The sequence below is a fragment of the Achromobacter veterisilvae genome, from assembly GCF_900496975.1.
GTDB lineage: Bacteria > Pseudomonadota > Gammaproteobacteria > Burkholderiales > Burkholderiaceae_B > Achromobacter > Achromobacter veterisilvae.
Genome location: NZ_UFQC01000025.1, coordinates 14,834 through 26,416, shown reverse-complemented (window position 1 = coordinate 26,416; position 11,583 = coordinate 14,834). Strand labels below are relative to the sequence as shown.

The 11,583-nt window shown below is 67.3% G+C and carries 9 protein-coding genes; 2 read left to right on the top strand and 7 right to left on the bottom strand.

Going from position 1 to position 11,583, the window contains the following annotated elements; genetic code table 11:
- Positions 1-70 precede the first annotated feature (70 nt).
- Positions 71-847 (top strand): bestrophin-like domain, encoded by a 777-nt coding sequence (locus AVE30378_RS21180; protein ID WP_129243018.1) that lies wholly within the window; start codon positions 71-73, stop codon positions 845-847.
- Between the two features lie 30 nt (positions 848-877).
- On the opposite strand, the gene fhuE is transcribed toward AVE30378_RS21180, so the two are convergent.
- From fhuE to AVE30378_RS21165, 3 genes are all read right to left on the bottom strand, one after another.
- Positions 878-3,073 carry a ferric-rhodotorulic acid/ferric-coprogen receptor FhuE gene (gene fhuE / locus AVE30378_RS21175; RefSeq protein WP_129243016.1) on the bottom strand — a complete coding sequence of 732 codons (2,196 nt, stop codon included), beginning with the start codon at positions 3,071-3,073 and terminating at the stop codon, positions 878-880.
- A 190-nt stretch (positions 3,074-3,263) separates the two neighbouring features.
- Complete coding sequence (locus tag AVE30378_RS21170; RefSeq protein WP_129243014.1) at positions 3,264-3,890, bottom strand: response regulator; 627 nt, start codon at positions 3,888-3,890, stop codon at positions 3,264-3,266.
- Positions 3,891-3,907: 17 nt separating this feature from the next.
- Entirely contained in the window at positions 3,908-4,885 is a 978-nt protein-coding gene (locus AVE30378_RS21165) for a Bug family tripartite tricarboxylate transporter substrate binding protein (RefSeq protein WP_129243012.1), read from the bottom strand.
- Positions 4,886-5,038: 153 nt separating this feature from the next.
- On the opposite strand from AVE30378_RS21165, the gene AVE30378_RS21160 reads away from it, so the two are divergent.
- Complete coding sequence (locus AVE30378_RS21160) at positions 5,039-6,172, top strand: PAS domain-containing sensor histidine kinase (protein ID WP_129243010.1); 1,134 nt, start codon at positions 5,039-5,041, stop codon at positions 6,170-6,172.
- Here AVE30378_RS21160 and AVE30378_RS21155 read toward each other — a convergent pair.
- The 4 genes from AVE30378_RS21155 to AVE30378_RS21140 are packed head-to-tail and all read right to left on the bottom strand — an operon-like array spanning position 6,169 to position 11,486.
- On the bottom strand, positions 6,169-6,957 hold the full coding sequence (locus tag AVE30378_RS21155) for a crotonase/enoyl-CoA hydratase family protein (protein ID WP_129243008.1): 789 nt from the start codon (positions 6,955-6,957) through the stop codon (positions 6,169-6,171). The genes AVE30378_RS21160 and AVE30378_RS21155 overlap by 4 nt on opposite strands.
- 27 nt (positions 6,958-6,984) lie before the next feature.
- Complete coding sequence (locus AVE30378_RS21150; protein ID WP_129243006.1) at positions 6,985-7,782, bottom strand: enoyl-CoA hydratase; 798 nt, start codon at positions 7,780-7,782, stop codon at positions 6,985-6,987.
- A gap of 9 nt (positions 7,783-7,791) precedes the next feature.
- Positions 7,792-9,669 (bottom strand): acyl-CoA synthetase, encoded by a 1,878-nt coding sequence (locus AVE30378_RS21145; RefSeq protein WP_129243004.1) that lies wholly within the window; start codon positions 9,667-9,669, stop codon positions 7,792-7,794.
- Positions 9,670-9,698: 29 nt separating this feature from the next.
- Positions 9,699-11,486, bottom strand: coding sequence for an acyl-CoA dehydrogenase family protein (locus AVE30378_RS21140; RefSeq protein ID WP_129243002.1), 1,788 nt, complete (start codon positions 11,484-11,486; stop codon positions 9,699-9,701).
- Positions 11,487-11,583: the final 97 nt, after the last annotated feature.

The window sequence follows — 11,583 nt, the reverse complement described above, 5'->3', positions numbered from 1 at the left end:
TAATTCGCACCTTGCCCGCGCCGTTCGAATCGGCATACGCTTGATTCCCGATCGACTCCGGGATACGAACGTGCTGCGGGAAATCGACGAGACCTATGTTTTCTTCATCTGCGTCATCGTCTTCCTGGCGATCATCGAACTCGGCTTCCGCCTGGGCCGCAAGCATCGCAAGCCCTCCGACGAAACGCACAAGACCCACATCGGCGCGCTGCAGACCGCCCTGCTGGGCCTGCTGGCGCTGCTGCTGGGCTTTACCTTCGCGATGTCGGTCACGCGCTTCGAAACGCGCAAGAACCTGGTGCTGGAAGAAGCCAACGCCATCGGCAACGCCTACTGGCGCTCCCAGTTGCTTCCTCCGGCGGCGCGCGCTCCGATCGCGGCCCTGCTGGTGGAATACACCACCACGGCGCTGGATTTCCACGACGCCGACAACGACAGCGCCCGCCAGGCCGCCGCCGGCGCCGCGTCGCGGCGCATCGAGCGCCAGATCCGCTCCACGGCCGCCAGCGTGCTGGAATCCCCGCCGTCGATCTCCACCATCATGTTCATCCAGGCCATCAACGAGATGGCCCAGGTCAACGAAAAGCGCCGGGTCGCGCTGGAAAACCACGTGCCCGAGCCGGTGTTCTACCTGCTCTTCATCGTCACCTCGGGCGCCATGGCGTTCATCGCCTACGGAACCGGCCTGCAAAAGCGCAGGCGGCTGATTTCGACGGGCCTGTTCGCCACGTTGATCTCGCTGGTCCTGACCTTCATCCTGGACATCGACCAGCCGTCCAGCGGCGTCATCACGGTCAGCCAGGAAAGCATGCTGCGGATGAAGGCGACGCTGGAACAGGAGCGGTAGGCGGCGGTCCGCCTCCGCTTCCGTCCCGCGTCAGTACTGATACCGCATGGTCAGCATCGCGCTGCGGCCGGCGGCCCAGGCGCCTTGGCTGTAGAACCCGATCTGGCTGTAATACTTGCGGTCGAACAGATTGTTGACGTTGAGCTGCGCGCTGAGGTTGCGGTTGAAGCGGTAGCGCGCCATCAGGTTGGTGATGGCGTAGCTGCCCTGGCCGACGCGCTCATCGCCGTTGGGGCCGCTGGCGATGGTGTACACGTGGCTTTGCCAGTTCACGCCGCCGCCGACGGTCAGGCGGTTCCAGTCGCCCGGCAACTGGTAAGTGGTGAACAGGCGCACCAGGCTGCGCGGCTGGTCGGTCTGGATGGCATTGCCGTCGCCGTCCCGCGCGGTCCAGTGCGACCAGCCGGCGGCAAGGTTCCAGCCCGGCATCACTTCGCCCGAGACCTCCAGGTCGAAGCCGCGGCTGCGGGTTCCCTGCGCGGCGGTATAGGCCTGGTTGACGGAGCCGGGCACCATGTAGCCGGGGTCGGCCTGGGCCACGTTGTCCTGCTCCACCTGGAACACGGCGGCGCTGGCGTTCAGCTTGCCGTCCAGGAATTCGCCCTTGATGCCGGCCTCGTAGGACTTGCCTTCCAGCGGGTCCAGCCAATTGCCGTTGCGGTCCTGGTAGCTCTGCGGGTTGAAGATCCCGGTGTAGCTGACGTAGGCGGTGTAGTTCTCGTTGAGGTCGTACAGCAGGCCGGCGTACGGAATGAACTCGCTCTTGTCGAAGGCCGTATGGTCGCCGCCGCCGAAGCCGACGGAATCAGTCTTCCACGTCGCGTAGCGCCCGCCCACGATGAGCTTCAACGGATCCGCGAGGTTCAGTCGCAGCGCGCCGTACCAGCCGGTCTGCTTGGTGGTGTAGCGGCTGGCGGTGACGGAGGTATCGCTCCAGTCCGGTTCCGGATACGAGCCGTCCCAATCCAGGAAGTTGCCCATGGGCGCCGCGTTCAGGGCCTCGCGATAGTCGAAATTGGCGTACTGGCGGTTGAAGCTTGCGCCCACCACGGCCTCGTGGCGGCGGCCGAACAGGGTGAACGGGCCCGAAGCCTTGAGGTCCACGCTGTTCTGCTTGCGGTCGCCCAGGTACCAGGCGGGCGACGTCCCCATGCCCAGTCCGGTATTGCGGTCGGGCCAGCCGTACAGATACAGCAGCTTCGCGTCCATCTCGTTCTTGGAGTGCGAGCCCACGGCCTGCACCGTCCAGCCGTTCTCGAAGCGGTGTTCCAGGCTGGCGAAGGCGCCCTGGGTCGTGCTGCCCCAGGAGGACCAGTCCGCGCCCGTGTTCAGCGAACGGACCCAGTCGGTGCGGCCGCCGTCCGCGTACCACAGCGGGAAGCCGCCCCAGTTGCTGCGCTTCGGATCGTTGTCCTGGTAATTGAAGCCTACGCTCAGCGTGGTGCGCGACGTGATGTCGGCATCCACCACGCCGTAGAAGATCTTCTTCTCGTTCTGGTAGCCGTCCAGGTACGAATGGTTGTCCTGGTAGGCCGACACGATCCGGCCGCGCACGTTGCCGCTGGCCGAAAGCGGCGTGGACAGGTCCACGGTCGCACGATAGGTGTCCCAGTTGCCCACGCTGACGCTCATGTCGGCGGCGAACTCGCGGCTGTTGGCGTGCTTGCGCACCAGATTGACGGAGGCCGACGGGTTGCCGGTGCCGGACATCAGGCCCGTGGCGCCGCGCACGACTTCGACGCGGTCGTAGATGATGGGGTCCAGCGAGGACTCGCCCGCGGCGTAGCCGACCTCGAAATTGGTGGGCACGCCGTCATACATGTAGTTGCTGATGCCGAAACCGCGCGCGTTGAAGGAATAGCGCTCGCTGTCGTAGTTCTGCACCGAAATGCCGGGCGTGCTGGACATCACGTCGACGAGCGACAGCATGTTCTCGTCTTCCATGCGCTGGCGCGTGACCACCGTGACGGACTGCGGCGTTTCACGCAGCGTCAGCGGCAGGCCGGTGCTGGCGGCGGTGGCGCGCGGCGTGTACGAGCCGGTTCCTTCCGTGGTGGTGTTGTCCCCTTCTCCCAGCACCTGCACCGTGGGCAGGGTGGCGACACCGCTGTCCTGCGCGGCGGCCGCGCCGCAGGCCAGCGCCATCAGCACCAGGCAGGGAGTGCGCCGAAGCGCGAAACGCCGGCGGACCAGAAATTGGCGGCCGGCAGGCCGAGAATCTTGCATGTTGGCTTCCTTTCCCATGTCGAAACTTCAAATCGACGGGAAGTGTAATGCAAACGATTCTCATGTGTTTTATTATTTTTCGGCCTCCTGCGGCAGAAATGTCCCTATTTATCAAGGGATAACGGCGGCACGGCTTTCGGCCGCCGGCGGAAAATCGGAAGGAGGGATCCGCGCGCGGCGGAAAGGACGGCTAGTCGATCAGGCCGTGCCGGATGACGTACTGCACCAGTTCGGCGTTGCTGCCGGCCTTCAGTTTCTGCAGGATGCGCTGGCGGTAGGTGCTGATGGTCTTGACGCTGACGATGAGCTGGGTGGCGATGTCGGTGAGCCGCATGCCCTGCACGATCAGCATCATGATCTGGTATTCGCGCGGCGACAGTTTTTCATGCGGCACTTCCCCGCGCGCGATGGCGGAGGCGGCCTTGCCGGAAAGCTCGGCCGGAAAATAGCGCCCGCCCGCCGCGGCCTGGCGGATGGACAGGACCAGCACCTTGGAGTCCATGTCCTTGGCCACATAGCCGCTGGCCCCCACCTCGAAGGCGCGCAGCGCGTACTGCTCGGCCGGATACATGCTGAGCACGATGATGGGCAACCGCGGCCATTCCGCGCGTATGGAAGGCAGCACGTCCAGGCCGCTGCGCCCCCGCAGGTTGACGTCCAGCAACACGACGTCGTAGCTGTTGGCGCGCAGCAGGCTCAGGGCCTCGGAGGCGTCGGCGGTCTCGCCCGTGACGCTGATATCGTCCTCCTCCGCGAGCAGCCTTTTGAGGCCGTCGCGGAAAATGGTGTGGTCATCGACAATCAGGACACGGATCATGGGCGCTGGCTGCGGCGTTATTGGCCGCCGCGGGGAACGTTGAGGGAAGCGAGGATGCGGTTTTCTTTCTCGATGGAGTCGCGCGCGAACTGGCGGTACGCCGCGCCATCCATGTACTGCTGTTCCATATCATAGTTCGCGAGCGCGTCCTGGAACGGCTTTTGCGCCATCGCCTGCCTGAATCCGTCGTGCAGGCGCCGGATGGCCTCGGGCGGCGTGCCCTTGGGCGCGGCAAGGCCCCACGGCGAGGTCTGCACCATGTCGATGCCCACTTCACGCAGCGTCGGAACGTCTGGAAAGCGCGGCACGCGCTTTTCGGTCCAGACCACCAGCAGCCGCATTTTTCCGGACGTCACGTACGGCACCCAGGAAGACGCGTCGGCCACCGACATGATGTGCCCGCCCATGAGCGCCGGCAAGGCTTCGGCCACGCCCTTGTAGGGCACGTTGGTGAGTTGCAGCCCCAGGCTGGCGGAGATCTGCTCCATCGTCAGGTGCTGCGTGGTCAGGCTGCCCACGGTGCCGTAGGTCATCCTGCCCGGGTTCTTGCGGGCATACGCGACGTAGTCCTCGAAGGTCTTGATGGGCGAGTCGGCCGCGACGACCAGGCCCCAGGTAAAACCGGTGAGGCGGATGATGTAGTCCAGGTCGGCGGCGGGGTCCCACTTGATGTTGGAGATGTAAGGCAGGCGGAAAACGCTGTGCGCGATCAGGCCCACGGTGTAGCCGTCCGGCGTCGCGTTCTGCAACTGGTAGGCGGGCATGACGCCGCCCGCGCCGAGCTTGTTCTCGACGATGATGGGCTGCCCGAACACGGTCGAGGCGCTCTCGGCCAGGGCGCGAACGACGATGTCCGTCACGCCCCCGGCGGAGAATCCGACCAGCACGCGGATGGGTTTTTCGGGAAAGGCGCCCGCCGCGCGCACGCCGAACGGCAGCCCCATCGCGGCCACCGACGCGGCGCCGCCCAGTTTCATGAAAGAACGTCTATGCACAATCTGTCTCCAAGTGCCCTGCTCCACGCCCCGCGGATTGACATGCAACGTTGGGGTCCTTTAGTGTGTGGACAGTGTAAATAGAGGCATGCTTATTAATCTGTCGGAATTAGCCGATTGTCCTGTCATCGTTTTCTTACGCCGCGCCTCTCCATGCAAGAATTCCACTGGCCCCTGAGCCAGGAAGACGCCAACTACCGCCTGCTGTTCGAAGGCCTGATCGAACAGTCCGTGGCGGGCATTTACCTGCTCCAGCACGAACACCTGGTCTACGTGAACGAGGCCTTCGCCAAGCTTTGCGGCGTGCCTCGCGAAAAACTGATCGGCCGGCCGCTGGCCAAGGTCGCGCCGCCGCAGCAGCGCGACTCGCTGATGCGGCAATACGAGCGGCGCCTCGCGGGCGGCGACAAGGAATCCACCTTCACGGTGCACCTGCGCCTGCCCGACGGGCAGCAGCGGGCCATCGAGATCCACGGCAGGCTGATCGACTTCCGCGGCCAGCCCGCCGTGATCGGCGTGGGCATCGACGCCACGCTGCGGCTGCAGCGGCAAGAGGAACTACAGCAATCGAAAGCGGCGCTGGCGGAGCTGGTCAGCCACATCGAATCCGTGCGCGAGGCCGAGCGCCAGCGCATCGCGATGGAACTGCACGACGCGGTCGGCGGCATGCTGTCCGCCTTGAAGTTCGACATTTCCCGCCTGGCTCGCAACATCGGCAAGACACTGGCGGGCGACGTCCATCGCGACCCGCGCGTCCAGTTGGAACGGCAGGTGGCCGAATGCCTGGGCCTGGTGCAGGACACCATCGCCACGGTCAGGCAGATTTCCGAGGACCTGCATCCCAGCGCCCTGCCGCACCTGGGCCTGCCGGCGGCCATCGCCAATCATCTGAAGCAGTTCGAAACGCGCTATGGCGTGGCCTGCCGCCATGAGCCCGAGGCGGGCGAACTGGGGCTGGACATGGACGCCACGGGGCATCTTTACCGCATCTTCCAGGAAAGCCTGACCAACGTGGCCAAGCACGCGCAGGCCAGCGAGGTCTGGGTGCGGCTGGGGCGCGACGGCGGCGAGATCGTGCTGTCGGTGCGCGACAACGGGCAGGGCATGGCCGGCGACGGCCAGCGCCCGGGCGCCTACGGATTGCTGGGCATGCGCGAGCGGGCCCGCCGCATGGGCGGCGCCCTGTCGGTGGAGCCCGCCCCAGGCGGCGGCACCCTGCTCACGGTCAGGATCCCCGCGCCCGGCCGCCAGGGCCCCGGCGCGGTTCCCGAAGAGAACCCGCTCTAGCGGCCCTGGAAGCGGGCTTCGCGGCGCTCGACGAAGGACTGGATGCCTTCCTTGAAGTCCTCGGACGCGAAGACCTTTTCCCGGATCTGCGGAATGCAGGCGATGGCGGCCTGTTCGCCGGATTCGATGTACTTCAGCGCGGCCTCCTTGGTCGCGCGGATGCCCAGCGGCGCATTGCGGCAGATGCGCCGCGCCAGGTCCAGCGCCCGCTCGATGTGCTGCCCGTAGGGCACGACTTCCTGCACGAAACCCAGCTCCAGCGCGCGCTGCGCGCCGAATTCCTCGCACAGGAAGAGGTGGTACATGGCGTTGCCCCAGCCCGTGCGCGACAGGTAGCGGAAATGCGCCCCGCCCAGCGGCGCGATGCCGCGGCGCGATTCCAGTTGGCCGAAGCGCGCGGTGTCCGCGGCCACGACGATGTCGCAGGCCAGCATGATCTCGATGCCGATGGTGTAGGTAATCCCCTGCACCACGGCGATCACCGGCTTGGTGGCGCGCCGCTTCAGGCCGAAGGGATCCACCCAGGCGTCCGGGCGCGGCCGGGCGGTCGCCGTGGGCCCGAAGAACTTCGGCATGTCCAGGCCGGCCGTGGTGTGTTCGCCCTCGGCGCACAGCACCGCCACCCACAGGCTGTCGTCTTCTTCGAACCGCGTCAGGTGCTGGGCCAGTTGCTCCATCATCTCGGGCGAGAAGGCGTTCTTCTTCGCGACGTTGTCCACCTTGATGATGCAGACCGCGCCGTCGCGCTCCATGCGCACTTCGCCGGTTTTCTTCGCGTCTTCCATTTCTGTCTCCTTGTGCTCGCGGCGGGTTCAGGCCAGGCCCTTGGCCCGCTTGATGGTCGAATCCAGCCCGCGCTTCAGGTGCTCCTGGAACTCTTCGGTAACGTGGGAGAGCTGGTGCAGGTCGAAGTGGGCGCTGATGGCCGCGCGGAACCCCTGCGCGTCCCAGGTCCGGTTCAGCGACCGCTTCGTGAAGCGCAGCCCGTAAGGCGGCGCGGCGGCGATGGTGTTGGCCAGTTCCAGGGTGGCCTGCTCCAGTTCGGCCACGGGCACCACGCGGTTGACCATGCCGATCTGAAGCGCCTCGGCCGCCGGCAGGCGCGCGCCCGTGAAGATCAGTTCCTTGGCCTTGCGCATGCCCATCACCCAGGGATGGATCAGCACCTCCAGGCTGGCCGTGCCCATCGAGTGCGCGACCGGATCCGAGAAGAAGGCATTGTCGGCGCAGACGATCAGGTCGCACATATTGGCGACCATGTATCCGCCGGCGATGCAGGCGCCCTGCACCTGGGCGATGGTCGGCTTCTTCAGGTCGTGCAGGCGCAGGCAGTATTCGAGGAAGTGTTCCTCTTCATAGTTCCAGCGTTGTTCCACGGTCGGATTGGGGCGCTCCACGCGCGCCGACTTCAGGTCGTGCCCGGCCGAGAAATGGTCGCCCACGGCGCCCAGGACGACCACGCGGACGTCGTCGTCGGCCTCGGCCTCGCGCAAGGCGCCGTCCAGTTCGCGCAGCAGGCTGCGGTCCTGGGCGTTGCGCACCTCGGGGCGGTTCAGGTAAATGCGGCAGACCGGGCCGATGCGCTCGACGCGGATGAGTTCATAAGACATGACGATCTCCTACACAGAGGCCGGGTCGGCCGTTACGATCAGATAGGCGGTGGTGAAGCTGGCCAGCGCGTCGCGCACTTGCTGCGGGTCAGGGCCCGCGCCGCCCAGGCGGATGCGCACCTCGTGGCCGGACTCCAGCGCCAGTTCATAGCCGGATTCGATGCCCGCGGCGCGCAGGGCCTTGTCGAAGCCTCGCAGCGTGGCGTCCTCGCGCAGGCGGTTCTTCAGGATCTTGCCGACCGGCGACTTGGGCAGGCCGGCCATGATGTAGCAGTCCTTGGGCACGGCCGCGCGCTCGGAAATGCCGGGCCGCACCTCCGCCAGCAACTGCGCCGCGTCGATGCGCGCGCCTTCGACCAGTTGGACGTAGGCCACCGGGACTTCCCCCGCATAGCTGTCCGGCCGCGCCACCACCGCCGCTTCCAGCACCTGGGGATGGCGGTAGAACGCTTCCTCGACCGCCTTGGGGTCGATGTTGTGCCCGCTGCGGATGATGAGATCCTTCGTGCGGCCGGTGATCCAGATGTAGCCGTCCTCGTCTATCCGCGCCAGGTCGCCCGTGTCCAGCCAGCCGGGCTCCAGGAACCCGGCCTGTCCGCCCGACGCGTAGCTGCTGAACACCGTGGGGCCCGACAGGGCCAGCACCCCGGCCTCGCCGGGCGCGCAATCGCGCAGGCCTTCGCGGCGGTCCAGCGCGACCACGCGGGCCCGGTGGTACGGAAAGAGCAGGCCGACCGAGCCGGTCTTCACTTCGCCGTCCTTCGGATTCATCATGCAGACCGAGGTCGTCTCGGTCAGGCCGTAGCCTTCGCGCACCGCCAGGCCAGTCATCGCCAGGAACCGGCGCGCCACGTTTTCCGATAGCGGCGCCGAGCCGGACAGCACGCCCTTGACGCACGAGATATCGTGCGCGCCGATGGGCATCTGCACCAGTTGGTTCATGATCGTGGGCACGATGGTCAGATAGTTCACCCGGCAGGCCTCGACGACCTGCCAGATCTGCGGCAGCAGCTTCGGGTGCTTCCAGCCCACCGAGGTCGCCAGCACCAGCGTGCCGCCCCGCGCCAGCGTCGCCAGCGAGCCGGCGAACGCGCCGACCACGTGATAGAGCGGCGTCGCCGACAGCCGGCTTTCCCCTTCGACGATTCCCGCCACCGCCGCGCTCAGCCAGGCGCTGACCACTTCGTTCCAATGGCTGTGCCGCACCAGCTTGGGCGCCCCCGTGGTGCCGCCGGTGGGAAACAGCGACGCCAGGTCGTCCGGAAGGATGGCGCGCTCGAAATCCAGCGCATCCCCCCGGTAGCCGTCGATGACGGCGTCATAGTCCAGGAAGCGCCGGCCGGCCGGCGCGGCGCCCGAGCGGTCGCCGCCCAGCCGCACGATGGTCCGCAGTTGCGGACAGAGTTCGGCCACGCGCAGGACCTTGTCCCAGATCTCGATCTCCGGGTCGCCGCCATAGGCCATGAGCATGCGGGCGCCCGCCGCGCGCACGATGGCGGCGATGGCCTCGGCCTCGAGCATCCAGTTGATGGGGTTGACGACGGCCGCCGCCTGCCCGCCCCACAGGGCGTATTGCGCCTGCGGCGTGTTGGGCAGCAGCAGACTGACCACGTCGCCCGCGCCCAGTCCTTCGCCGCGGACGAGGTTGGCGGTCTGGTGGATGCGTTCCAGCAAGCGGCCGAAGCTGATGTCTTCCGGCGCGCCGCAACTGGACGGTTCGCGCAGGTATCGGATGGCCGTCGCCCGCGGCGCCTGGCGGCAACTGCGCGCCAGGAACGCGTAGGTGCTGTCCGGCAGGCCGCGTTCCCGCAGCGGCGTCGCCTCGAATTCGCGGATGCGTTCGGCGGTGGACAGGTCGGCGCGGACCCAGTATTGAGGTGTCTCCATGTTTTCTTCTTGCGCGGTGCGCGCCAGCCTCAGGCGGCGAGCGCGCGGGGATTGGTGAAGCGCTCGGCGGGCACGAACAGCCGCCGCAGGCGCATTTCGGTTTCGGGAAACAGGTGTTCGAAGTAGAAGCGCGCCGTGGCCAGCTTTTCGGCGCGCAGGGGATCCGCCGCCGGCAGCCGGGTCAAGGCGGCCAGCGCGGCGCGGCTCCAGAAGTAGCCGTATACCAGATGTCCCACGATACGCAGGAAATCGCTGGCCGACGCCCCGACCTGCGCCGGATCGGCGGCGGCCAGGGTTGCCAGGCGCGGCACCGCTTCCTCGATGCGATCGGCCAATTCGCGCAGCGGCCGCCCGAACTCCGCCCCGCCCTCGACCGCTTCCGCGGAATCGGCCTGCCCGCGCGCCAGCGCCAGTAGCTGCGCCAGCCTGCCGCCCTGGTCCGCCAGCACCTTGCGGGCCAGCAGGTCGTGCGCCTGGACGCCATTGGTGCCTTCGTAGATGGGCAGAATGCGCACGTCGCGCAGCGTCTGTTCGATGCCCGACTCGACGATGTAGCCGCTGCCTCCATGGACCTGCACCGCCAGGTTCACCGATTCCACGGCGTTGTCGGACACGAAGGCCTTGGCCACCGGGGTCAGCAGGCTCAGCAGGCCGCCCGCCCGGTCGCGCTCGGCCGCAAGCCCGGCATGCTGTTCGGCGTCGATCTGCAGGGCCAGCCAGTACAGGAACATGCGCGCGCCCTGCGCCCATGCCTGCTGCGTCAGCAGCATGCGCCGCACGTCCGGTTGCAGGAGGATGGGATCGGCGCGCGTAACCGCTTTTTCCTGGCCGGGCGCGCGCGACTGCAGGCGTTCGGCGGCATAGGCCAGCGACTTCTGCAAGGCCGTCTCGGTCAGGCCCAGCGCCTGCGCGCCCGTGCCCAGCCGCGCGGAATTCATCATGACGAACATCGCGGCCAGGCCCTTGTTCGCCTCGCCCACCAGATAGCCCTTGGCGTTCTCGAAGCGCAGCACGCAGGTCGCGTTGGCGTGCAGCCCCAGCTTGTGCTCGATGGCGTCGCAGTAGACCCCGTTGCGCTCGCCGGGCCGGCCGCCCGCGTCGGGCAGGAACTTGGGCACCAGGAACAGCGAGATGCCGCGCGTGCCGGCCGGCGCGTCGGGCAGGCGCGCCAGCACCATGTGCACGATGTTCGGCGCCAGGTCGTGCTCGCCCGAGGAAATGAAAACCTTGCCGCCGCTGATCCGGTAGGCGCCGTCCCCGTCGGGGACGGCCTTGGTGCGCAGCAGGCCCAGGTCGGTGCCGGCCTGCGCTTCCGTCAGGCACATGGTGCCCGTCCACTCGCCGCTGGCCAGCTTGGGGCCGTATACGGCCTGCAGCTCGGCAGTGGCGTTGGCGCGTATGCAGCGATAGGCGCCTTCGGACAATCGCGGGTAGAGCGCGAACGAAATATTGGATCCGCCCAGCATCTCGCCCACGATGGCCGACGCCACGGTGGGCAGCGCCTGGCCGCCGTGCTCTTCGCTGGCGCACAGCCCCGGCCAGCCGCCCTCGGCATAGGCGCGGTAGGCCTGGCCGAATCCGGCGGGCGTGCGCACCTCGTGCCCTTCCAGGCGGCAGCCTTCGCGGTCGCCGCTGGCGTTCAGCGGCGCCAGCACGCCATGGCACAGGCGGTCCGCGCCTTCCAGGATCTGGTCCAGGGTCTCGCGGTCCATGGCGGCCCCGCCCGCGCGCCGGCCGAGTTCCCCTTCGACGTCGAGAACCTCGTAAAGCGCAAATTGCATGTCGCGCTGAGGCGCCGTGTATAGCCCGTCTTTCATGTCGTCCTGCCGCTCCTGACTAGATATGCGCCAGTGTGCAACGGACGTCCGGCCGGCGTAATGTCAGCGTTAGCCGATATGCCTGTCAGCGAATTCC